At 38.3% G+C, this 23273-nt stretch carries 31 protein-coding genes; 26 read left to right on the forward strand and 5 right to left on the reverse strand.

Going from position 1 to position 23273, the window contains the following annotated elements; translation table 11 throughout:
- Positions 1–41: 41 nt before the first annotated feature.
- Entirely contained in the window at positions 42–443 is a 402-nt protein-coding gene (locus I6N96_RS05440; RefSeq protein ID WP_209556500.1) for an organic hydroperoxide resistance protein, read from the reverse strand.
- Between the two features lie 314 nt (positions 444–757).
- Here I6N96_RS05440 and I6N96_RS05445 point away from each other — a divergent pair, with 314 nt between their 5' ends.
- From I6N96_RS05445 to I6N96_RS05525, 18 genes are all read left to right on the forward strand, one after another.
- Positions 758–1537, forward strand: a complete 780-nt coding sequence (locus I6N96_RS05445) for a phosphotransferase enzyme family protein (protein WP_209556501.1) — start codon at positions 758–760, stop codon at positions 1535–1537.
- Complete coding sequence (locus I6N96_RS05450; protein ID WP_209556502.1) at positions 1537–2535, forward strand: HD domain-containing protein; 999 nt, start codon at positions 1537–1539, stop codon at positions 2533–2535. The genes I6N96_RS05445 and I6N96_RS05450 overlap by 1 nt, the downstream gene beginning before the upstream one ends.
- Before the next feature lie 14 nt (positions 2536–2549).
- Positions 2550–3023 (forward strand): GNAT family N-acetyltransferase, encoded by a 474-nt coding sequence (locus tag I6N96_RS05455; protein ID WP_209556503.1) that lies wholly within the window; start codon positions 2550–2552, stop codon positions 3021–3023.
- Between the two features lie 16 nt (positions 3024–3039).
- The gene (locus tag I6N96_RS05460; RefSeq protein WP_209556504.1) at positions 3040–3897 is read left to right on the forward strand and encodes a leucine-rich repeat domain-containing protein; all 858 of its coding nucleotides are present in this window, start codon (positions 3040–3042) and stop codon (positions 3895–3897) included.
- 125 nt (positions 3898–4022) lie between these two features.
- Positions 4023–4292: a hypothetical protein gene (locus tag I6N96_RS05465; RefSeq protein ID WP_209556505.1), complete on the forward strand. Its 270-nt coding sequence runs from the start codon at positions 4023–4025 to the stop codon at positions 4290–4292.
- A gap of 145 nt (positions 4293–4437) precedes the next feature.
- A complete protein-coding gene (locus tag I6N96_RS05470; protein ID WP_209556506.1) occupies positions 4438–4926 on the forward strand; it encodes a GNAT family N-acetyltransferase in 489 nt (162 codons plus the stop codon).
- Positions 4927–5085: 159 nt separating this feature from the next.
- Complete coding sequence (locus I6N96_RS05475; protein WP_209556507.1) at positions 5086–5697, forward strand: TetR/AcrR family transcriptional regulator; 612 nt, start codon at positions 5086–5088, stop codon at positions 5695–5697.
- Positions 5698–5710: 13 nt separating this feature from the next.
- On the forward strand, positions 5711–6118 hold the full coding sequence (locus I6N96_RS05480; protein WP_209556508.1) for an FMN-binding protein: 408 nt from the start codon (positions 5711–5713) through the stop codon (positions 6116–6118).
- Between the two features lie 392 nt (positions 6119–6510).
- Positions 6511–8682, forward strand: coding sequence for a hypothetical protein (locus I6N96_RS05485; protein WP_209556509.1), 2172 nt, complete (start codon positions 6511–6513; stop codon positions 8680–8682).
- Between the two features lie 57 nt (positions 8683–8739).
- Entirely contained in the window at positions 8740–9303 is a 564-nt protein-coding gene (locus tag I6N96_RS05490) for a GNAT family N-acetyltransferase (protein ID WP_209556510.1), read from the forward strand.
- 250 nt (positions 9304–9553) lie between these two features.
- Positions 9554–10006, forward strand: coding sequence for a GNAT family N-acetyltransferase (locus I6N96_RS05495; protein ID WP_209556511.1), 453 nt, complete (start codon positions 9554–9556; stop codon positions 10004–10006).
- A 76-nt stretch (positions 10007–10082) separates the two neighbouring features.
- Positions 10083–10451, forward strand: a complete 369-nt coding sequence (locus tag I6N96_RS05500; protein ID WP_209556512.1) for a hypothetical protein — start codon at positions 10083–10085, stop codon at positions 10449–10451.
- Between the two features lie 45 nt (positions 10452–10496).
- A complete protein-coding gene (locus tag I6N96_RS05505) occupies positions 10497–10907 on the forward strand; it encodes a GFA family protein (RefSeq protein WP_209556513.1) in 411 nt (136 codons plus the stop codon).
- A 172-nt stretch (positions 10908–11079) separates the two neighbouring features.
- On the forward strand, positions 11080–11631 hold the full coding sequence (locus I6N96_RS05510; protein ID WP_245186849.1) for a GNAT family N-acetyltransferase: 552 nt from the start codon (positions 11080–11082) through the stop codon (positions 11629–11631).
- Positions 11632–11909: 278 nt separating this feature from the next.
- Positions 11910–12038 carry a hypothetical protein gene (locus tag I6N96_RS19865; RefSeq protein WP_283811161.1) on the forward strand — a complete coding sequence of 43 codons (129 nt, stop codon included), beginning with the start codon at positions 11910–11912 and terminating at the stop codon, positions 12036–12038.
- A gap of 107 nt (positions 12039–12145) precedes the next feature.
- Positions 12146–13159: an ROK family protein gene (locus I6N96_RS05515; RefSeq protein WP_209556515.1), complete on the forward strand. Its 1014-nt coding sequence runs from the start codon at positions 12146–12148 to the stop codon at positions 13157–13159.
- 37 nt (positions 13160–13196) lie between these two features.
- Positions 13197–14003 carry an HAD-IIB family hydrolase gene (locus I6N96_RS05520; RefSeq protein ID WP_209556516.1) on the forward strand — a complete coding sequence of 269 codons (807 nt, stop codon included), beginning with the start codon at positions 13197–13199 and terminating at the stop codon, positions 14001–14003.
- A 127-nt stretch (positions 14004–14130) separates the two neighbouring features.
- A complete protein-coding gene (locus I6N96_RS05525; RefSeq protein ID WP_209556517.1) occupies positions 14131–15000 on the forward strand; it encodes an aminoglycoside 6-adenylyltransferase in 870 nt (289 codons plus the stop codon).
- Between the two features lie 70 nt (positions 15001–15070).
- On the opposite strand, the gene I6N96_RS05530 is transcribed toward I6N96_RS05525, so the two are convergent.
- Positions 15071–15379 (reverse strand): hypothetical protein, encoded by a 309-nt coding sequence (locus I6N96_RS05530; protein ID WP_209556518.1) that lies wholly within the window; start codon positions 15377–15379, stop codon positions 15071–15073.
- A gap of 284 nt (positions 15380–15663) precedes the next feature.
- Here I6N96_RS05530 and I6N96_RS05535 point away from each other — a divergent pair, with 284 nt between their 5' ends.
- The 6 genes from I6N96_RS05535 to I6N96_RS05560 all read left to right on the forward strand — a co-directional run bounded on the left by I6N96_RS05535 (position 15664) and on the right by I6N96_RS05560 (position 19559).
- The gene (locus I6N96_RS05535) at positions 15664–16203 is read left to right on the forward strand and encodes a hypothetical protein (RefSeq protein WP_209556519.1); all 540 of its coding nucleotides are present in this window, start codon (positions 15664–15666) and stop codon (positions 16201–16203) included.
- Between the two features lie 105 nt (positions 16204–16308).
- The gene (locus I6N96_RS05540) at positions 16309–16851 is read left to right on the forward strand and encodes a GNAT family N-acetyltransferase (protein WP_209556520.1); all 543 of its coding nucleotides are present in this window, start codon (positions 16309–16311) and stop codon (positions 16849–16851) included.
- Positions 16852–17043: 192 nt separating this feature from the next.
- Entirely contained in the window at positions 17044–17493 is a 450-nt protein-coding gene (locus I6N96_RS05545) for a MarR family winged helix-turn-helix transcriptional regulator (RefSeq protein WP_209556521.1), read from the forward strand.
- Between the two features lie 16 nt (positions 17494–17509).
- Positions 17510–18031, forward strand: a complete 522-nt coding sequence (locus I6N96_RS05550) for a GNAT family N-acetyltransferase (protein ID WP_209556522.1) — start codon at positions 17510–17512, stop codon at positions 18029–18031.
- A 2-nt stretch (positions 18032–18033) separates the two neighbouring features.
- Positions 18034–18924, forward strand: a complete 891-nt coding sequence (locus tag I6N96_RS05555; protein WP_209556523.1) for an aminoglycoside 6-adenylyltransferase — start codon at positions 18034–18036, stop codon at positions 18922–18924.
- 56 nt (positions 18925–18980) lie between these two features.
- Positions 18981–19559: a GNAT family N-acetyltransferase gene (locus I6N96_RS05560; RefSeq protein ID WP_209556524.1), complete on the forward strand. Its 579-nt coding sequence runs from the start codon at positions 18981–18983 to the stop codon at positions 19557–19559.
- A gap of 62 nt (positions 19560–19621) precedes the next feature.
- On the opposite strand, the gene I6N96_RS05565 is transcribed toward I6N96_RS05560, so the two are convergent.
- From I6N96_RS05565 to I6N96_RS05575, 3 genes are read right to left on the reverse strand one after another with little or no spacing between them, the layout of a single operon-like run.
- Positions 19622–20473 carry an aldo/keto reductase gene (locus tag I6N96_RS05565; RefSeq protein ID WP_209556525.1) on the reverse strand — a complete coding sequence of 284 codons (852 nt, stop codon included), beginning with the start codon at positions 20471–20473 and terminating at the stop codon, positions 19622–19624.
- Between the two features lie 17 nt (positions 20474–20490).
- A complete protein-coding gene (locus I6N96_RS05570) occupies positions 20491–20919 on the reverse strand; it encodes a MerR family transcriptional regulator (protein WP_209556526.1) in 429 nt (142 codons plus the stop codon).
- 44 nt (positions 20920–20963) lie between these two features.
- On the reverse strand, positions 20964–21545 hold the full coding sequence (locus I6N96_RS05575; RefSeq protein WP_209556527.1) for a histidine phosphatase family protein: 582 nt from the start codon (positions 21543–21545) through the stop codon (positions 20964–20966).
- A 241-nt stretch (positions 21546–21786) separates the two neighbouring features.
- On the opposite strand from I6N96_RS05575, the gene I6N96_RS05580 reads away from it, so the two are divergent.
- Positions 21787–22527: a class I SAM-dependent methyltransferase gene (locus I6N96_RS05580; protein WP_209556528.1), complete on the forward strand. Its 741-nt coding sequence runs from the start codon at positions 21787–21789 to the stop codon at positions 22525–22527.
- 40 nt (positions 22528–22567) lie between these two features.
- On the forward strand, positions 22568–23248 hold the full coding sequence (locus I6N96_RS05585) for an HAD family hydrolase (protein WP_209556529.1): 681 nt from the start codon (positions 22568–22570) through the stop codon (positions 23246–23248).
- Positions 23249–23273 lie beyond the last annotated feature (25 nt).

The raw sequence follows: 23273 nt of genomic DNA on the forward strand, positions 1-23273 counted from the left end.
TTTTTATTGTTCCTAGTTGAAAGGCTTTATTCAGCATTTAGCTAAACAAGCGCTAGTTCTACTTCAATATTGCCGCGTGTTGCTTTAGAATATGGGCAAAAATCATGAGCCTTTTCCAAATATTCTTTTGCTGTCGTTTCGTCTAATCCATCCACATGAACATCCAATACGACTCCGATTTGATAACCGCCGTCATCAGTTGTATATAAAGACACACGTGCTTTGACTGTTGTTTCAGCTTCAAGGTTATCTGCTTTCAGTACGTGCTGCAATGCTCCGTTAAAGCAGGAAGCATAGCCCGCAGCAAATAGCTGTTCAGGATTGGTTCCTTCAGCATGTAGTCCAGGGGGTGTAATCTTCAAATGCATTGCTCCATTTGGTGCTTCCACATAACCATCTCTACCGCCGTGATTTGTCATCGCTGTTTCATACATTTTTTTCATTATTTGTTCCTCCGTTCATACTACTTAATTCCATTCTAGGACTTTAAAGGATTTCATTCAATTAATTCGACTTGTGAAGAGTATGGTAAAATGGAGAGAGAAAACTGAAAAAGTAGTTAAAATAACATTTGTTATTTAGTGGTGATCGACTCTATCATATGTCCATCTTGAGGATTTGGCAATCAAATAAAGTCAAAGAAGAACAGCTATAGCAGTTGGATGACTCGTGGGAAAAGTACAAAAGTTAATGCCTCAATAGGAGCTGATTTGATCACTGAAAACGACAAGTTAAAGGGCGAAGGGAATTAGTGAAAATGAAAAATACATTATCCGGCGGACGCTCGGGAAAGATTTTTAAGATAAAAAATACGGTCGTACGTCCAGCAAATCCTTGGACAAAGAATGTTCACGGTTTTTTAGCCTATCTAAAAAATAAACAGATTGATTTTGTTCCAACGCCTATTGCGTTCTCTGATTCTGAGGAGATTGTTTCATTTATGGATGGCGCAGTCTATAATGAGCCTTTACCTGAAATGATGCTTACTGATGAGATGATTATTTCAGCAGCGCGACTGCTCCGACAATTCCATGAGGCAGGCAGCAGTTATTTGAGCAGTCTGACAGGGCGGGAGGTATGGATGCTTGATTCCGCAGCTCAGCCGGAAGTGATGTGCCACGGGGATTTTGCACCGTATAATGTGACGATCATGGACGGGGTTGCCAAAAACTTGTTTGATTTTGATACGCTTCATCCTGGTAGTCGTTTAGAGGACATTTCCTATGCGGTGTACCGATGGGTTCCATTCTACTCAACGACTGAAGAGGGGGCGTTAGAGGAAAGGCAGCAATTAGAACGGTTAAGGCTGTTTTTGGATACATACGATCTTTCTATGGCAGAAAGAGAAAGGCTTCCTGAAGCAATGATCAATCGATTGGAACAGCTAGTTCATTTTATGCAGGTACAGGCTGAAAACGGGAATAGAGACTTTCAAAAAAATATTGATGATGGGCATCTTGGAAAATATCTTAATGATATTACCTATATCATTGGAATGAAGGATAAGATACGTTCAGCTATTATGGAGGAATGTTAATGAGAATTTCTGATGCACTTTACGGAGAATATATGTTAGAGGATGTCTTATCAGCATTGATAGAAAGTAAGGAAATTCAAAGATTGAAGGACGTTCATATGGCTGGGGCAGCCTATCTCGTCGACTCCTGTTGGAATGAAACGAGATACGAGCATTCTGTGGGAGTTATGCTGCTGATTCGCCGTTTGGGCGGCTCATTAGAGGAACAAATAGCCGGCTTACTTCATGATGTGTCTCACACTGCCTTTTCTCATTTGATTGACTTCGTCATGAAAAATACCAAAGAAGATTTTCACGAAGAAATCAAAGAGCAGCAACTTAAAGAGAGCACCATTCCAGCGATTTTAGCGGAATACGGTTATGACTATACAACTCTTTTGCTAAACGATGATCAGTGGTCGATTTTGGAACAGTCTGCTCCGGATATTTGTGCAGATCGCATCGATTACACATTAAGGGAAATTCACCGATATTTTGATGTTCCCCTCACTGAAATTCATGGATTCATCAAAGCTATGGAAATAATTGACGGAAAAATTGTTTTGACTGAGCTATTTTGGGGAGAATGGTTTGTTGATCAGTATAAGAAAATCGTGATTGATTTTTTCTATGCGCCTTTGAATGTTTACAGCTGTGAAATAGTTGGGAAAATGCTGGCTCACTCATTAAAAACAGGGGTGGTTACGGAATCTGACTTACATGAAACAGATACCTTTCTTTGGCAGAAAATGACTATTTCAAAAGATCGACAGCTGCATGCATGGGCTAAACAGCTGCGGGCAAAGATTTCTTTTGCATTTGTTGATGAGGATTCGATGTATGATCTTCACCAGCAAAAGAAAGTCAGATATGTTGACCCGTTGATTGAGTACCAAGGCGATGTGATTAGCGTTTCTAAGCTTTCGCAATCAGCAGCTGAGCAAATCACACAAATGATTGAACAAGGGGAAAAAGGGATTTATTTGAGCTACAGGATAGAGGAAATAGTTGATAACTAGAGGAGGAGGATAATGTGGAACTGACAGCATATACCGGCCAGAAAGAATACGCCAGACAGATAGAAAGCTATCAACTACCTGATGAGCAGATACTTTTTTCAGGGCTGCCGGCTACAGCCATTAAGCTCGCTGAGGGTGATCCAGATAAATATCCTATCTTTTTGGTAGATGATCAGCAGTTACCAGTATTTTTTATTCTGCATAAAAATGAAGGAGTCAAGCCATACACTGCAAATGATCAAGCGATGCTCCTTAGAAGCTTTTCGACAAATTTTATTTATCAGGGAATGGGATATGCTAAGACAGCGCTGAAAATTTTGGATAGCTATGTTCATGATCATTTTCCAGAGATAAATGAAATTGTATTAGCTGTGAATGCAGCGAATCAGCCGGCAATTTGTTTGTATCAAGCTTGTGGTTACCAAGAAACAGGTGACGTGATAAAGACAGAGTATGGGCGATTATTGATTTTGTCAAAAAAATTGTAAAGAGGAGAATGTATATATGAAATTGGATTTTATGTCTAAGGGATTGAATACCTTGCCTGAATGTAGTTATGATCCGTTAGAGGTCACAGCGTTTAATATCTATAACAATACTTTTGAGCAAATTCCCGAAGAGGCTTTTGAGATGAGGCACTTGAAAGATTTGAATATCTCTGTCAATCGAATCACATGTATTCCTGATGCAATCGATCAGTTAGGAGAATTGGAATCTGTGGATTTTGGGCACAATCAAATCAAACGTATACCCGCCTCCTTCTTCTCTTTAGCTAATCTTGCTGATTATGTCTATCTTCATAATAATCAACTGAAGGAGCTGCCGGATCTATTCGGAAAAACGAAAAAAATCATGTATTTGAATCTAAGTGATAATCAGCTATCTGAGCTTCCGACGAGTATCGGAGAACTGCAGGAGTTGTTGGAGCTAAGGGTCATGAATAATAAATTGGAAGAATTACCTGCTTCACTGAACCAGCTAAAAAATCTGAGAGAGCTTTACTTGAAAAACAATCAATTGAAAGAAATTCACTTTGATGGAAGCCGCTGCGAGTGGCATAAAGTAAGAGTATTGGATTTCGAAGACAATCATATCCATTCTTTAGGATTGGACTTTTCGATCCTTCAGCGTCTGCAGCGATTGAATCTAAGAAATAACCAGTTGAAGACATTGCCAAAGGAAGTCGGACAGGCGAGTCAGCTGATTGAACTGGATTTGAGAAGCAATCACTTGCTGACCTTACCGATAGAGGTATTGGAATTGAAGCAGCTGAAACGTCTTGATTTGCGGTGGAATCATGGGTTTGAGAAGCCTGAATGGTTTGAAGAGCTGGCTAAGCGGGATTGCGTAGTGTATTTATAGTCTAAGAACAATCATTCCTGCAGCTATTTAAAAAAAATTGGTGTATAGTAGTTGACTTAAAGTGGGCTTAAAGGTGTATACTTTTAGTTGTAATATATTTTATACAACTAAAGGGGGAGATAGACATGTCCGGATCGCTAAAGTTGCTAAAGGGAACGGAGCAGAAAAAAGTAAATGTATACTTTACTTTTTCACAACGCAACCTGTACTTGATTCCAGCTCAGCGAGAGGCTCAGGAAAGCTTGATAGTTCCATTGAATAAAATCAGTGCAAAATGCAGCAGTAGAACTGTTCGATTGACATTTTCAGAATCTGATAATAGGTATAAATTTTCTTTTGATGCGTCAGAAATGGATCAAAAGCTATGGGCTCGCTTGAATAAATCACACGAATAAGATTTTAAGCATAAAACGAACTGAATCTGTTAAGGGATTCCAGTTCGTTTTTTTATTAAGCTGCTGTTAACTGTATCTTTTCTTCTTCTGTGAAAAACTATAGAATAGATAGCAAGTAAATCAGATAAGGAGGATGGATAGGAATATGACAGGATATAGGATCAGACCAATCAATCAAGGAGAAGAAGAGCTGCTTGAGCTATTTCTTTATGAGGCAATTTTCCAACGGGAAGGAGTAGAGCCTTTACCAAGAAGTGTGATTCAACAGCCTGAGCTATACGTCTATATTGAGGATTTCGGTAAAAAGGATGACTATTGTCTTGTTGCTGAACAGGAGGACCAAATTGTTGGGGCTGTATGGACAAGGATTCTTTCAGGAAATCAAAGCGGATTTGGCAATTTAGACGATCAAACACCGGAATTTGCGATTTCTGTATTAAAGGAGTTTCGAGGGATGGGCATAGGAAAAGCTCTAATGAGTACCATGTTGGAAGAGTTGAAGACAAGGGGATATTCACGTGCATCTTTAGCTGTTCAGAAGGATAATTATGCGCTGAAGATGTATCAAAATTTGGGCTTTGAGATTATTGATTCGAATGAGGAAGAATATATCATGCTTCGATTGCTCGGCTAATTGTATTCGTGCATAAGTAAAAACGGAAATCTTATCTATCTTACATTAAAAAGGGCTGATACTCAGTGATATATTGAGTATTTAGCCTTTTTTTCTATTGAAACAAAAATGAACTAATGGTATATTAAATGAACTGGTAGTTCAGAAAGGTAAGAAATAATGGATAAAAAAGAAGCGATGGCACAATTCCATCAAGAAAGAATCATTGAAGCCGCAGAGCGACTATTCTTAGCTAACGGTATAGAAGCCACTACGATGGACATGATTGCAAGGGAAGCAAATTACAGTAAAACAACGATTTATAATTATTTTAGTAGTAAACAGGAAATTTACTATACAGTAACTTATCAAAGTTTTCTTATGGAGAAAAAAATCTTAGAAGAAGTGCTTGAAAGAGAACAAGATTTTTTTGATCAATATTTTTCTATCTGTCAATCGATGGTCGTCTTTCAAAAAAACTATCCGTTGTATTTTGACACGTTATTGGAAACGATTGATATCAATTCGGATGAACCTATCTTGAACGCTATCTATGATATTGGAGAAGAGATAAATGGTATTCTCCAAAGAATGCTGGAAAAAGGAATTGAGGAAGGTCAAATATCAGCAGATATAAAGTTCCCGGAAGTCATCTATATCATGTGGTCCTCTATTGCCGGAATAATCACTATGGCGAATAAAAAAGAGGACTATTTCACACAGACATTAGATATGTCAATGACAGCTTTTAGAAACTATGGATTCAAATTATTACTTCAAGGTCTAATGTAAAGGGGAGGTACTCATGAAGCGTAAAAAGAAAATGATTATTTGGACAATTGGTTTATTAGGTAGTATTGGATTGATTTTTGGCTTGAATTACTTGTATAGGACATATAGATATAAACAGATAGTTGCGGATATTGTTATTGAGCCGGTTGATTTGGCTCAAATCTCAGATGGTGTATATTCTGGAGAATTTGATGCGCTTCTTGTTGGTTCAAAAACCAAAGTCACTGTGAAGGACAATCAGATTGCAGCAGTTGATCTGATTGAGCACAAGACAGAATTAGGAGAAAAGGCAGAAAAAATCGTTGATGATGTAGTCAAGCAGCAGAGTTTGGAGGTCGATGTTGTCAGCGGCGCAACAAATAGCAGCAAAGTGATTCTGAAATCGATTGAGAATGCGCTGAATTCAGCAGTGGATAAGTAGCTCATTTGTGCGTATCAAGAACAAAATTTTCATTTTTTACAATTAAACGATAAGAATTTTTAAAAGAAGCAAGATTTTCAGAGAATATAAAAAAGATAATTATCAATATTGCAAAAAAAGTAAAACATCAGTTATTTTGGCTGATGTTTTTTGCTATACTTATAGTGAGCAAACAGCGTAAGAAGGTTTGGAATAAATCATAGATAAGTAAAGAAGAGTCAGCCGCTGCTGTAAAACATTAAAAATAGACCTTCGGGGGCTTTGATTCTTGTTTTTCAGCAGCTAGTCAAAAAAGAAGGAGTTATTGATCAAGGTATTCTTTACTCTGTGTCAGCTTAAACGGGAAAATAATTAAGAACTACATGAATAATAATTTTTGGGGGAAGATGAATGTGAATTTTTATATGGATGTCCAGTTTGTAGAAGAAAGGAAGGAAAACGGAGGCGTATTTGAAGTTGTCTTTTCCAACTATTCTGATGACAAAAAAATAGAGAAAATAATTGCCGGCGGGCTAAATTCTTTTCAAAAAAGAAATCCGTATATTCAAGTTGAAGATGGATTTATTGAGTTTTTTGAAGATAACTCAATCAAACTAAGAATCGAATGTACTTGTAAGTATCCTTTGTCAAAAAGAAGAATCGAGGATTTAAAACAGGAGTTGGTTCTAGCCTTTAAAATGACCAGTGAAGAACGGGCGCGCTTAGAGACCAAGGTGCAAGTGGAAAGTAAAGATAAAACAGTCTTGGCGGCTCTTCGGGAAATGAAGGAAGAGTGGAATCGACGTCTATCCAGTCAAGTTGGGGAGCTGAAGCAGGAATTTACAAAACAACTGTCAGTAACTCAAGCAGAAATGAGACAGCAGCTACAGGAAACCGGAGAAGCGCATACCCTTGGTCAAAAAGAGCTTCAGGAAACTGTAGCCTTGGAACATGAGATGCTGACGGATCATCTACAAGAGATTCTTCAAAAGGAAAAAAGCTTATCGAGTCAGCTGAAGAAACGTGTTGCTGGTTTGGAAACTTCACTAGTTCAGCGCGATGATGAGTTGAAAACAGCACTGGCAAATGTGTATAAAGAAACTTCGGCTGGAAACTTTGAAAAAATTGATTTTCTAAAAGAAAAGCTGTCCAGTGAAATAGATGAGAATAATTTTGAGCTAAAAGAAGAAATCGGTATTTTACGTAAAAAAATTGATGAAGATGCTCAAGGGATGACTGTTAATATACAGCATCTGGAAAAAGTATTCTCCCAAGCAGATACTTCAGCAGAAAAAAGAGAAGAACAGCTTAACAAGCAATTCAGTGATTTGAGTGAAACGATCAGCCAGCTGAAGGAAGAGCATGGACCACTGACTGCAGCGATAGAAAAGAAAGAAGAAACACTTTTTAAAAAGATCGATGGTTTTGAGAATGCTGTAGCTGAATTATCAGAAAAAGTTCAACAACTGCAAGATAATAAGGATCAGCCGATTATAGATAAGGTCAATGAGCTTAAGGAAAGCTTGAATGACAAACTGGAAGAAGAGATCAAGAAGATCAACGAAACTGTTCACCAGCAAGCGTCTCTATCCGCTGAAGAAGGCAGCGAGAATGAACAAAAGCTAGCCTTTGAAAAGCAATTGCTAGAGATGAAGAAGTTGGTCACTGGGAATCTGAACAAGATCACGCCATTGTTCTCGACATTGCAAAAAGAAAATATCATGCTTAGCCGTAAAATAGATAGCTTGGAAGTAACTGTCAATGGTTTTCTAACTATTGCTGATAACGCAGTAGTGGAGAAGCCGACGATCGAAGAAACAGAAGAACCGAAAAAGGAAATAAAAGAAGATGTAACAAAAAATGTAAAAGAAGAAGTGAAAGTAGAAGCAAAAGAAAAAATAGAGCCTGTAATACAGGTATCTTCTGCCCCAGAGCCGGATGTCGAATGTCCTGAGCCTGCTGCAACAGAGGAAAAAACGGAAGAGAAAAAAATCGATCCTGTTGCTCCGACTCCTAAAGAAAAATTGTCGCCGCTAAAACCAGCAGAGCCAGAACGAAGAATTAAAAAAATTGGGGCAAAGGAAGACGTTGCAGAAAAGGAAAAAACGACTATCACAAAGCGTGAGCAGGCAAAAGTACAAAGACTGCTTCCTAAAACGGACGCACCAGTAGAAACTAAACCAAAGGTGCCAAGAGAACGGCCGACAGTTAACCCATTTCTAGCAGATTTTCAACAGTTGGAACAACGCTTTTTAGAGTTGGATAAGAGTCAACGTTTTGATAAACCGGTTCGACTAAGTAAATTTGATTACCGAAAATCAATTACACATGTTCATTATATTGAATATCGTTGGGAAAATGTGGTACTTGATAAGGAGGATTATGACTTTTTCGGTCTTGAAACATTTGAATCAAGAATCAATGAATTGCCCGAATTCCTTATTGCATTGAAATCAGACAATAAAAAGGAATCGCTATTCAATCAAAACAGTTTCCGACTTAAGAAGTCAGTATGGGAGAAAATCAAAACATACCACTTATTAAGCATCTATTTAGAAGATATCCTGACTCTGAGAAAGGGATAGGCGTATCCAGCGACTATTTTTTTATTCTGCGGCAGTTATGAGAAGGAGAATAGGATAATGATCCACTTAAAAACAGACGATAAAAGAATCATCATTAAAGCTATAAGTAAAGAGGATATCTATCCGTTGTGGCATCTATCCTATCAAGAGAAATTGGAGTGGATGAAGTGGAACGGTCCATACTTCAATAATCCGATTTATTCGTGGGAAGAATTTAAAGAGAAAACATTGTCAGAGGTGAATTCAGAAATGACTGCGCTGATTCACTATGAAGGCACAATGATTGGTCAGGTTTTTGCTTATTGGGAAGATAAACCAATCAATAATTGGCTGGAGTTTGGTGTTGTTATTTATGATCATGATTATTGGGGGAAAGGGATTGGCAGTGAGGCTGCATCCTTGTGGATACCCTATCTATTTACTCTCTATCCGGATATTCAGCGAGTAGGTTTTACTACCTGGTCTGGAAACATAGGCATGATGCATATTGGAGAAAAAATCGGTATGGTAAAGGAAGCACAGATTAGAAAAGTTCGTTTCACACAGGGGAAATATTTTGATTCGGTGAAATATGGTCTTCTAAGAAGTGAATACAAGCAAATGAAGGTTTCCGATGAGTGATTGCGAAAGAAGTTGCTTCTAATCCACCGTTTATTCTAGCTTTAAAACGAAAAGAGTTTGAGAGTGTTTTATGGCTCAAGCCCTGACGGAAGATTTCATAGTACTATTTGCTATCAAGTGTTTCAACAATTTAGTATGACCGCAATACTGTACAATCAAGAAATTTTTAAAATAGAGTTCAAAAATCCTGATGGAGTTTTTCTCTTTCAGGATTTTTGAGTATAAATATGGAAATGGAGGACAATCAATAATGGAAATCATTTCAATACGGGAAAATCCTGATTATCAGGCAATGGCTATCGACTATTTTCAGAAACAATGGGGAAGTGAAGAGTCAAACAAGGTTTATGAGGACGCAATTACCCATTATGGGGCTGCTGCCGGCTCTTTACCTCAATGGTACCTGTTGATGGATCATGAGCGAATTCTAGGCTGCGCGGGCTTGATCACAAATGATTTCATCAGCAGGATGGATTTGTATCCGTGGTTGTGTGCTTTATATATTGACGAAGAGGTTCGAGGGAAAGGCTTGAGCCGCTTGCTGATAGAAAAAGTAAAGGAAGATACGAAAGCAGCAGGCTTCAAGCACTTGTATTTGTGTACAGATCATATTGGATTCTATGAAAAACAAGGCTTTGTATACATCGGGGACGGCTATCATCCATGGGGCGAAAAAAGCAGAGTCTATGCTGCCGAGGTTTAACTCTTGATTCAATAAGCATGAAGCTTTGCGGGCTTACTCAAATGAATAAAATATCGTATATGAGGAGGAAAGCTTTATGACAGGAAGATCAAAGCAAGATGATTTTGACTGCTATTATCGTGGGCAAGGGTTTATTATCTTGAAGAAGGCAGAGGAGTATCAGATCAATTGGCTTGTTGGAGCTTTTGGCGAAGAGGTAAGCTATCCGATTTCAGCAGAGCTGGTAGAAAAATCAATGAGGTCAGATCGGGATGCCTATGAAGTGATGATTTATGTTCAAACAGGTTCGTGCCCGCTAACTGCTGAAAAAAAGGAACAGGCAAACTTGGCGTTTTTAAGAAGACATCCGGAGCTGTTGATCAAGGTTCCTGAGAACCAGAAAAAATTTAATCAAAAAGAATTAAAAACACTATTAGCACGGGGAAAACGAGTTTTGGAAAAATAAGAAAGCGGGGAAAATAGCAATGAATGAAAAAGAGGAGAGTGACTTATGAAAAATATTCAAGGAACCTGTTTATGCGGGAGGAATCATTTAGCGATCAAGGAATATGGAAATTTTGTTTACAGCTGTCATTGTGATATGTGTCGAAAAATGTCAGCGGGACCAGTAATGGCTGTTGATCCTGAGACAAGTGATAATGTTGAATTAGCGCTTGATGAAGCCTCGGTTACTTATTATCAATCTAGTCCGGAGGTAGAGCGGGTGTTTTGTTCAACCTGTGGGACATACTTGTTCTGGCATCATCTTGAAAGAGATCATTATTGTATGAATGCTGAGCTGTTCCCTGATATTATCAAGGAGGCAAACTTTGGCTTACAGGTATTCTATGATAAAAAGCCAGCATACTATGATTATTCAAACGAGACAAAACGGATGAGCAGCACCTGGGAAGAACTATAGGAGTAACCATATATGATAAGGGAGTAATTCTATTATTAGACCTGAGATCTTAAAGAGATCTTCAGGTTTTTCTTAAATAGAGGAACGTCGCTAAAAATGTTTGACAGCTATGAAAACAATGCAGAAACAAGTCATGGAAAAATGATCTTTACTCATGAAAGGGGTAATGAACATGCTTGAAACGAAACGTCTGATTTTAAGAGAATGGAAAGAAAGCGATGCGCAAGCATTATTTGAGTATGCAAAGGATGAGCGGGTTGGTCCAATTACCGGATGGCCTCCCCACACAAGTATTGAGAATAGTAAAGAAATAATTAGAACTGTGTTGATGAACGAACTGACCTTTGCTGTTACACTAAAAGATGAGCCGGAACGAGCGATAGGCAGCATAGGTATCATGTTGAATAAGGGCGAAAAGCGATTTCCATTTATGAATGAAAATGATGCAGAAATCGGCTTTTGTCTGGGTGTTCCATTTTGGGGGAATGGCTATATTCCGGAAGCCGTGAATCGATTGCTGACTTATTGCTTTGAGGAATTGTCTGTAGATAATGTTTGGTGTGGCTATTATGAAGGGAACGACCAATCTAAACGAGTGCAGGAAAAAGTAGGCTTTGCCTATGAACGAACGGAAAAGCAGCTATTTGTTCCATTGCTCAAAGAATACCGTGATGAGCATTTTACTAAGCTGACTAGTAAAGAATGGAAAATTTCAAAACAGTAAAAGAGTAGGTATAGGGTGGGGATAAAGGAAATTGAAAAGGTCTTCTCACAAGAGAAGACCTCAGATGATGTATCTTCCTCGAATTAGAAGAAGAAGCCAACAACAGTCATAATTGCATTAATTACAAAATCGATAGCACCAAAAATGAATGACATTTGAGTAACCTCCTTATTTCTTAATGTAATAATAATATAACTTACATTTATGACGATTGCAATAGTTTTTTGAAAGAAATTAATTACATTGAAGGTGGGTATTAAAAATGAGGAGCGTTATTTATGGAAAAATGGCAAAGAAGAATAAGGGTGTTGTCATACTTGAATCAATCCATCAGAGCAAGTTTTACCCCAAAAAAACAAGAATCAAATCAAATGATAAGTTTATTCTTAACTGATATTATTCGCTGATGTTTGTTTATTTTTCAGAAAAGCATTTACAAAGTGTTTATTTTTTTATATACTTAATTAAACGACTTAAATAAGTGAGTTAATTAAGTGCGGAAGGAGGAGGTATCTTGACTATCACAAGGAAACATTTGATAAAAGAAGAAAACTTAAAGAAGATGAAAACATTTCTTTATCAAAATGAAATTGCAACAAAGGCAGAGCTGGCTGAAGCTGCAAGCATCAGTGTAGTAACATCGAATGCCTTGGTAAAGGAACTTGTAGAGTCTGAGGTATTTTTGGAGGGTGCCCAAGTACAACAGGAGATGGGACGTCCGGCAACCAATTATTATTTCAATTACAACCATCAACACTATTTATTGTTATCTATCCAAGCAAGAGATCGTCAATTGGAAATAGTGGCTAAGGTCATCAATTTGAAGGGGATTTCCTGTTACGATGAAAGAATTCCGTTTGCTTCTGTAGAATTGGGCGACTTAGCGAAGCTAAGTAAAACAATCTACGATCGATTTTCTACGATTCTGGCTATTGGCATTTCCTTTCCTGGGAAAATGGATGGGGATATTGTGACCTCCAGTTGGTACGATAAGATGAATGGCTGGAACTTTAAGGAAAAATTGAATGAGTATGTTCCGATACCGGTGCATGTTCAAAATGATGCGAATTTGGCTACTGTCGGTTACTGCATTGAGCATGGATTGCCGAAGCCGCACTTGATCACAGGAATTTATTATCCCGAAAAAAGTATGCCGGGGATTTCAGTATTTATGAATAATTACTTACTTCTGGGGAATCGTGGTTTGGCAGGAGAGGGAAAGTATCTTCCGATGTTTATGGATCAAGAGGATACATCGGCTCTCAGCTTTGAGAAATATACGACGAATCTGCTTGAGATGATTCTTTTATACAATGGTGTTGTTGCACCTCATGCAATCATAATCTTTAAAGCAGAAAATGAGCTTACCGAAAATCAGCTGACAGAGCTGCTGAACAAAAAGGACGTTTTTCTTCGACAACCAAACAGACCGGCAATCATAGTCACAGATTCCTTTGATATGAGTGTTTTCAAGGGAATCCAATGGCTGGCAATGAAGGAATCTATTTACTTCAATACATTGATATAAGGAAATAAAAAATGATATTAGCAGGAGGAATAAGAGCATGATCAAATTGATTTTATCTGATATGGATGGTACTTTTCTCAATCGAGAGGGGGATTTTAATCGTCCCCTTTTCAAGGAACTGAAGCAGCTGCTGAAGGAAACAGGTGTAGTCTTTGCTCCATGTACAGGGAAGCAGTGTGAACGGATCGAGGAGCTGTTTGGTCCGGAAGATGCGAAGGATCTCTGGATTCTGGGGGACAGTGCAACAAGGATCAAGCATAACGGCGAGTATGTCTACCAGTCATTGCTGCCAAATGAGTTAGGCTTGCGTATTATCAAGAAGTTAGAAGAGATCAGTAAAGAGTATACAATCATTGCCTGTACACCAACAGCAGCTATCGTTAAGAAATCAATTAGTGATGACGAACTGAAAATTGTAAAAGGCTCTTATGCAAAGGTGATTCAAGTGGATGATTTGAATGAGATCAAAGAAGATTTCGTTAAAATCACGATTTATGATAAAAAGCTGCAATGCTTTAAAACAAGAGAGAAGCTTGCTGAGTTTTTTGATTCGGCATACATCGTTGCTTCTGAAGCAGCATGGATCGATATTTCAAACCTGAATGTTCACAAAGGAACAACAGTAGAAAAACTTCAGGAAATGCTGGCAATCGATTTCGAAGAAACAATGGTTTTTGGTGATGGTTTGAATGATGTTGAATTGATGGAACGCGGGGCCTTCAGCTTTGCCATGAGAGATGGCTTTGAAGAAACGAAAGAAGCCGCAAACTATATTATTCGGACCAATGAAGATGACAGTGTTATGAAGACAATTATTCAAATTTTGTCTCTACAAAAAAAATAGATGGAAAAAGTACCTGTTCCTTGATACGGAATGGGTACTTTTCATTTATCTAGGGATTTACCAAAAAAAGTAAACGTTTCATTTCCAATTGGAAATGATATACTGAAAATAATAAAGGAGGGATTAGATGACGAATACACAGGATTTTTATCATGATTTTATTGAGCATTTTGCAGCAGTTGGTAAAGAGAGAGAAGATATAAAAGCAGCTTATATTATCGGCTCGCGAGCTAGAAAGAAACATCCAGCTGATCAGTGGTCTGATTTGGATGTTTTACTATATACGGACACACCCGAGTACTATTTGAACACTTCTGAATTTCTTCAACAATTTGGTGAAATATGGAGTTCGTTTGCAACGAAAACATTGGGCAATGATATGGAACGACTGACGCTTTTTGATGGAGGCTATCAAGTGGATCTTGTAACGAAAAGTGCCCAAGAATACGAGAAGGAATTGGCTTCCGGGACTGTTCCATGGCTGTTCAAACGAGGTGCCTGCCTAATTTTAGACAATACAGGAGAGGCAGCTAAGCTATTGCCTCAAGAAGATGTTTTACCTGAAAAATTGCCCTTGAATGAAGCAACCTTTAGTGAAGTGAATCAAATGTTCTGGTTTGTGACAATGTATATCAGTAAGCAGCTTCTACGAGAAGAAAGCTGGGCAGCTAAAGCTAGAGATATGGACTATAAAAATATTATTCTTCAAATGATTGAGTGGTACGAGCTGTCCGTACATGGCGAAGAGTATGACACGTGGCATGGCGGCAGATTTATTCATGATTGGGCAGAGCCGGATGTTTATGAAGCCCTATTTGATATCTTTGGTCATTTCGATTTAGCAGATAGTTGGACAGCACTAGAAAAATCAATCAAGCTGTTTTCTGATTTGACGGAGAAAATCAAAGCAAAGAACGGCTTTACTATTGCAGATGATTTGAGTAGAAATGTGACACAATGGATTGCGGATAAAAATGATTCGTTTAGTCTAAAGTAATGCATGCAAAATTAACTGTGGTGTAAATAGAAATCGCCTTTGCCGAGTAATTTCGGTAAAGGCGATCATTTTATATTCTTCTTTTTACTGCTGCAAATCTGTAAACAATAAAGCTCATCAGTAGTGAAATCAGTAAAAACCAGAGATTATCATATAATTTTATCGGCAGCATTTGTCCTCCAAAATAGAAGATCAAGAAGGTACCCAACGCACCTAAAACGGCGAATATTTTCCTGCGAACATTTCTTTTCGAATAATTTGAACCTGTAGAGTCATCAGAGGGGACATAGGAAGAAAGATTAGGATCTCGGCTCAATAGTCGATTGTCTCTGTCAATGTCATTTTTTCCAACTGACCAGCGCTTATCACCCATACTCATTGTGCTCATCTCCATTCTGGTTCATTACTTAATTATAGCATATATCCGATTATCCGGCGCTTTAGCTGTTTACAGTCAAGAGAATCAAAAATGGAAAATAGCTAAAAATTTTATCAAAGAAGCTTACTATATTTGGTATAATTTATTTCAAGAGGCAGGTTTCAAAAAAACGATAAAAAAACTATGTTGTAAAGGAAAGCAAAACGGTTATTCTACATAAGAAACAAGAATCAGATGATTGACTGGAATAATTTTTTTGAATAAGAAAAGGGACGGGATTAAGTATGGATGAAATGTTTAGGTTAGTATACCCATTGACTGTTGAAGATAATTTGATTTATCAGGAAAAAATTTTTTTGAGTAATAAAAATCCTAGTATTGTGGATAGTATTCGACGATGGACTCGCTTGTCCTTTTTATTGCTCGTCATTCTTTACCCTTTGCTGGTGTTTGTATTGACAAGCTCTTTAAAATGGACAGCAGCTATAGCGTTACTCGCTGTTATAATATTTGTATTGTTATGGATGAATGCTGCAAAAATTTATTGGAAAAGGTATCGCTCAAAAGCAAAAAAAGATATGATCAAAATCTATTTTGAAGGTGATGCCTTGGGAGTGGTTCCGATCGAAGCAATTTTTTTCGATGAAGAAGTAACTATTGCTTCAGAAGCAAGAACGAAAACAATCAGAAAATCAGATATTGATTTGACAGAAATCACAGCAGACTATATTCTTTTCTACACAATAAAATATGATGGTTCACTCATTCCATTAGCTGAACTGACAGAAGCAGAAAGGCAACAGGTTATAAACTGGTTCGATTAAGGACTGTTATCCAACTCTTCTGGTTTAGAATAGCTTTAAGATGGATATCGGATGTACTAATCCATCATTAATATAATCAAAAATGAAGGTTTCGGGGGGATTCAGATGATAACAATTAGAACAGCAACGGAGAAAGATACAGAGGCATTACACGAGATATATGAGCCCTATGTACTAGATACACCAATCACGTTTGAATACCTTGTGCCATCTTTGGAAGAGTTTCGAGGGAGAATCATAGACACTTTAACAAATTATCCCTACCTTGTAGCTGAGGATGATGGTGGGCGAATCATTGGGTATGCTTATGCCCATGAGTATAAGGCAAGAACAGCCTATGACTGGGCGGTGGAGGTCACGGTATATGTCTCTAAGAAAGCGCAGGGGATGGGTGCCGGTAAGTTGCTTTACCAGGCACTTGAAAAGGAACTGGGGGCACAGAATGTGGTAAGCTTGACTGCTTGTATCACTGGACAAAATGAACACAGCATTCGTTTTCACGAAAATATGGGGTATAGATATGTTGGTGTTTTTGAAAAAATCGGTTATAAGTTTGAGACATGGTATGATGTTGTTTGGATGCAAAAACAGCTGACACAAACGGATGAGCCTGCGGCATTTATCCCATACTCACAGCTGAAAAGATAGTCAAACAATGACGAACCTATAATTTAGGAAAGAAAAGAGGATACAGGTCATGTAAAAATGATTCTGTATCCTCTTTTAAGTTACTATAATATTATTATGTAAACTAAAAACTGGAAACAACAAATTTATGTTGCATTTGCAACTAAAAAGTTGTAAGATAATTTTAACAAATGACAAGGGAGGGCGGAAGAGATGGATATTCTTCGAGATATTGGAATAATCAGTCGAGTATTGGATTCTATTGCTAATATAGAGTTTAAAGAGCTGAAACTTACAAGAGGACAGTACCTTTATCTTGTAAGGATTTTTGAAAACCCGGGAATCATTCAAGATAAGCTGGCAGAATTGATCAAAGTAGACCGAACAACGACCGCGAGAGCCATTAAAAAGCTGGAAGCTAACCAATTTATCGAAAAGAAACCTGATGAGCAGAATAAAAAAATCAAACGATTGTTTCCAACCGCTAAAGGAAATAACGCAGCTGTCTATATTCTTCAAGAAAACAGCTACTCCAACAGTAAAGCACTAGAGGGCTTTAGTGATGAAGAGCAGCTGGAGATCTCTCGATTGTTGAAGAGGGTCAAAGACAATATTGAGGGCGATTGGGAGCAGGTAAAGAAAGGCCATAGACGAACCTATTAAGGAAGGAAGTTAGAAAATGAAAACCATGATCAAAAAAGGAACATCAGCAGACATAAAGATGCTGCAGGAAATCAGTATTGAGACATACACAGATACCTTTGGTGCCCAAAATACAGCAGAGAATATGGCTGCTTACTTAAATAGTGCTTTTACATTAGAGGGATTAGCTGAAGAAATGGGTAATGAAGGAACGAGCTTCTATTTTATTTATTTTGATGAGCAGCTGGCAGGATACCTAAAGCTGAATGTTGGTGACGCTCAAACAGAGTCAGTTGCGGAATCAGCGCTAGAGGTTGAACGGATCTACATTCTTCCGTCATTCAAGCGAAAAGGATTGGGGAATCAGTTGATTGAGACAGCTATTGAAAAGGCCAAGGCGCAAAATAAGAAAAACATCTGGCTTGGTGTCTGGGAAGAAAATGAACCGGCATTGAATTTCTATGAAAAAATGGGATTTGTTCAGTTTAGTAAGCACTCCTTCTTCATGGGAGATGATGAACAGACTGACTTGATCATGGTCAAATCTTTGGGGGAATAAATATGGAAAAGGGAGAGAGGCGCATGCAGGATGAGACAATGGAACAGCTCACAGCATTTTTTGAAGAAAACAGCGATTTGAAGGTTTTCGGGATGAACGGCTCCAGAACAAACAAGAACATTCCACTGGATCATTTCAAGGATTATGACGTTGTCTTTTTTACGGATGAAGTGCTCAAGTATAAAAATGACTCCACCTTCTTAAGTGATTTTGGTGAGATTCTCTTATTTACAGAGCCGGAAATCGATGCCTCCGATCCGTTATTTCCTGAAAATGAGGGGTATATCTATCTTGTTCAATATATAGATGGTACCAGAATCGATATACAATTTCGAATGGTAGATAAGCTGGATGCATATCTTAAAGAGGATAGCTTGACTCAGATTATTGGAGATAAAGAAGGACGGGTCACAAGTATGCCTACTCCGAGTGATTCAGATTATTGGTTGAAGCAGCCGACGCAAAGCGCTTATGAACAATCAATAAAGGAATTTTGGTGGGAATTCAACAATACCTTGAAAGCAACGCTGCGAGGTGAGCTTTTACTGGCACAATTTTATTTAAAATTGACCAGAGAGGAGCTGATCCTTCTTATGACATGGACAATAGCACAGAAGTATGGTTATGCTAAAAATTATGGAAAGAAGTATACAAAGCTCTTGGACCATCTTTCAGATAGTGAGCAGGCGATATTGCTGAGCACCTTTGATACAGGCTCAGTGGAAAGTATTTTTAAAGCCCTAAAACGGATGAAACAATTGGAGGAACGATACACCAAAGCATTTGAAGAGGGCGGAGTAGTTGATTATCAGAGCTTGTTGCCTTTAAAGGATGTACCGAGCAAGTATTTAAAGAGTAAAGGCTATCTTGAGCTTGCTGATTTCTTTTGTTGAACTGCCCCTTTTTTCTACTGAGTATTTGAATACTAAAAGCAAATAGGAGGAATAAAATGATAGAAACAAAACGATTGCTCCTCAGAAGATTTCGTTCATCTGAGGAGGATATGAATGCACTTTATCAGATTTTATCTGATAAGGAGGTCAATACGTATCTGCCTTGGTTCCCAGTTGAAAATCATGAACAGGCGATTGCTTTTTACAATCAGAGAATTTTGAAAAAATACGAGACAGAAGATGGCTTTTATTTTGCTGTTTGCCGTAAAGAAGAGGATCTGCCTATTGGGTATGTCGTAGTGAGCGGCGATGAGAGCCGTGATTTTGGCTATGGCTTGAGAAAGGCGTTCTGGAATCAAGGGATTATCACTGAGGCTGCTGCTGCAGTGATCGATTTTTTAAGAGAAAGCGACTGGAAATATGTGACAGCAACCCACGATCGCAAGAACAGTGCAAGTGGAGAGATAATGAAAAAGCTGGGGATGACTTACCGATATTCTTATGAAGAACAGTGGCAGCCTAAAGATATTCCGGTCATTTTTAGAATGTATCAGTTGAATTTTGACGGTAGTGATTGGACGTATCAAGCCTATTGGGATAAATATCCGGGGCATTCAGTTGAAGAGCTAGACTGATTCTTCACTGCATAAGAGGAACAAAAAGGCTGAGCTGTGATTCCTACAGCTCAGCCTTTTTGTTACACATCCATTTTTCTTTCAGCCATCCAACGGATCATATTAGGGTCTGCGTGGGAGAAGAACTGACTTTCGCCTTGATTCAGACCAGCAATGGCCTGTTTATCATCTTCTGTAAGCGCAAAGTCGAAGATAGCCAGATTTTCTGCCATACGTTCAGGCTTAACAGACTTAGCCAGAACAACGATTTCCTGTTCGATCAGCCAGCGTAGGATGACTTGCGCAACTGTTTTATTATATTTCTTGCCGATTGCAGTTAATACATCGTTGCTGAAAATATTGTTTTTTCCCTCAGCAAATGGTGCCCATGCTTCTGGAACAATACCTTCTTCCTTCAGCGCCTGAATAACCTCAGTCTGTTGATTAAAAGGATTGATTTCTATTTGATTCATTTGCGGAGTGATGTTGTTGAATTCAGCCAAGTCGACTGCACGATCAACGGCAAAATTAGAGATTCCAATTGATCGTACCTTCTTTTCTGCTAGAAGCTCTTCCATCGCCCGCCAAGCACCATAGACATCGTTATATGGCTGGTGGATCAAAAGCAAGTCGATATACTCAAGACCTAGACGCTCAAGGGAACGCTGAAAAGATTCTTTGACACCAGTATAAGAAACGTTTTCTACCCAAATTTTTGTTGTAACGAACAGCTCTTCTTGTAGAACACCGGATGCTGCAATGCCTCTGCCGACCGCTTCTTCATTCATATAAGACTGAGCGGTATCAATATGACGATAGCCCGCTTGAATGGCATCTTTTACTGCCTGTTCAGCTTCCTTTGGATCAGTGATTTGAAAAGTACCGAAACCTAATACAGGGATTTCTACACCGTTATTCATAGTAATTGTTTTCATATTGAATCTCCTCCAAATTATTTTTCTTTTTTTATATGTTTCATTTTCCATAATTCTTCGATTTCATCATCAGTTATATTTCCGTTTCGGAATTTGGCTATATGATCATCATATGTTTCGATTTTGTATTCAAGCAGATCTCGAACTTGTACCATTTCTGTAATTTTCTCGTTTAATTCTTTTAGCTGGTCCTTCAAGATATCCTTTTGCGCCAATCGTTTATCATCTTCCAATTGTGAAAGAGCCGCAAATTCAATCAGTGATTCGATTGATAAACCAGCATTACGCAAGCTTTTTGCCAGGAAAACCCAGTTCAAGTCTCTTTTTTTGAAAACTCGATACCCATTTTTATCTCGTTCGATCGGTGGAATGACACCTACGCGTTCATAATATCGAATCGTATCAACCGTTAGATCGAACATTTCAGCAACTTGTTTGATATTCATGGATTCACTCTCCTTTTCACTAACTGTTTGTGGGGCAAGGAACGCTATTCAAGATTGGAAAAGTCATGGTTGATGACGTCCAATAGTTTGAATGTGTTGTGATCAAAGGCAAACTTTAAAATACAGCAATTACCAATCCGTTCTTTTTGATCCACGTCACTTGTGTGACTCCAGTTTCTCATGAATTGCCTACAGGAAGCGCCATGTGAGACAGCCAACACAGTACTACCGGAAACGCTTTGCATAAGCTGCAGCAGAGTATCCGACACACGTTTTTTGAAGGCTTGCTCTTCTTCGCCGCCATAGCTGACAAAAAAGTCACCATAAGGGAGTGGGGGATTCAAGTATTCATGTTCAGCTTCCATTGTCCCAAAATTCCATTCCTTCAAGCCTTTGACTCTTCTATACTCTAAATCAGTAACCAATTCTAAGGTATCACAGGCTCGTTCTGATGTAGAGGAAAAAGCATGTTCCAGCTGAATATGATTTTCTCTAAAGTAATTTCCGGCAATTTCTGCTTGCTTTCTACCTTTTTCGGTAAGTGGAGAGTCAGACCAGCCTTGGATTTTTTTCTGCTGATTGAAAAGTGTCTCGCCGTGTCTCATCAAATAGAGTATTTTCGCCATATTCTTCATCCTTTCGTTTTTTCTATATAGTTATCATAAACCCTGAAGTACACTTCAAGGCAAGAGAAAACAAAAAATTTTTTTAAACTGTAAAAAGAGTAACTTAAGGAAAGCTTTAGCGATTGTTCCCTTGAAATGGATCGATGCCCCATGCTATTTCATGGTAGAATAACAAGTAACAGGTCTAAGAAGTAATCGAGAAAGTGAAACAAAACTGAAATCAGAAAATAGGAGAATAAATATGTTTGTTGAGTATGGTGCATTGAGTACAAAAATGTATGAATTAACTAAGCCGGTCGGGCATTCAATGGATGGGGATCTAGAGTATTACTTTAAGCAGCTGAAGAATACAAAAGGAAAAATATTAGAAGCTGGTGTTGGTACTGGGAGAATGCTGATTCCATTTATTCAAAAGGGATTGCAGATAGAAGGCGTAGATCTCTCAGAGGAAATGCTGGAGCAGTGCAGAATAAATCTCAAGAAGGCAGGGGTAACTGGAAAAATTTATCAAGGCGATCTGACTGAGTTACAGCTTGAAAGCAATTACGAGGCAATCATTATGCCTACAGGCAGCTTTTGCCTCCTACCAAGAGCAAAGGTGAACGAAATCCTTCAATCCTTCTATAAGCATCTAGAGAAGGGCGGGAGAGTAATTATTGATCTTGAACTACCATCTTGGTTCATAGAAAAAGAGGTAATTGTCAATGAATACCCAATAGATGATGAGGTCGGGATACTTTTCACAAGTACAGCGCAAAGCATGGATTGGCAGAAGCAAAAGACATCCTATATCCATCGTTACGACTTGGTCCGAAAGGGTTATGTAGAGCAGACAGAGGTTTCAAATTTTGTCCTTTATTGGTATGGGATCGATGAGTTTATCTCGCTGCTTAAGGCAAATGGATTCTCTTCAGTCACTCATGAAGTCGGCTATGGAGAAAATGCTGCAGCGTCACTAATTACCTTTACTGCAGTTAAATAGAAACAGGTAATTTGATTGACGGAAGATTAGGAGGAAAAACATGAGCAGACAAGCAATTATCTTTGATATGGATGGTGTGATCGTTGATACTGAATTTCTAGATTATAGGATTCAAAAGGAGTTTATTGCACAGGAGAATGGTGGAGTAAGCAAGGATGAACAGATAGACTACAGCTCTTTGATAGGTAGGTCTTATGATGATTTGTACAGAACTATGCAGACTTTTATTTATCAGGAGCACTCGCTGGAGTCATTAAAGGAGAAGTTTCAAGTATTTAATGCTGAAAGATATCAAGCGCTTGATTACCAAGAGTTGTTCAGAAGCGATATAAAAGCGATTCTAGAGGAAGCGAAGCAAGAAGGACGATTGTTAGCAGTGGCTTCTTCTTCGGAGTATGAGCATATCTTAGAAGTATTAGAGGCTTGTGGAATTGCAAGCTATTTTGATGTTATCTATAGTGGAGAGTTTGTTAAGGAGAGTAAACCAAATCCTGAAATTTATCGAAATACTTTGACAAAGCTTGGCGTATCACCTGAGCGTTCTTTAGCAATCGAAGATTCCAGTCACGGAATAAAAGCGGCTAAAAGAGCAGGCATACAGACCATCGCTTATAGAGAGATACGAATGAATATTGATCAGTCAGAAGCGGATTATTTGGGAGAAAATATGCTTGAAATCAGAAAAATCATCACTACGCATTTCAACAATATCGATAAATGATCATTATGTCTGAAAGTAGCTTGAA

Source organism: Enterococcus larvae, assembly GCF_017830045.1.
GTDB lineage: Bacteria > Bacillota > Bacilli > Lactobacillales > Enterococcaceae > Enterococcus_L > Enterococcus_L larvae.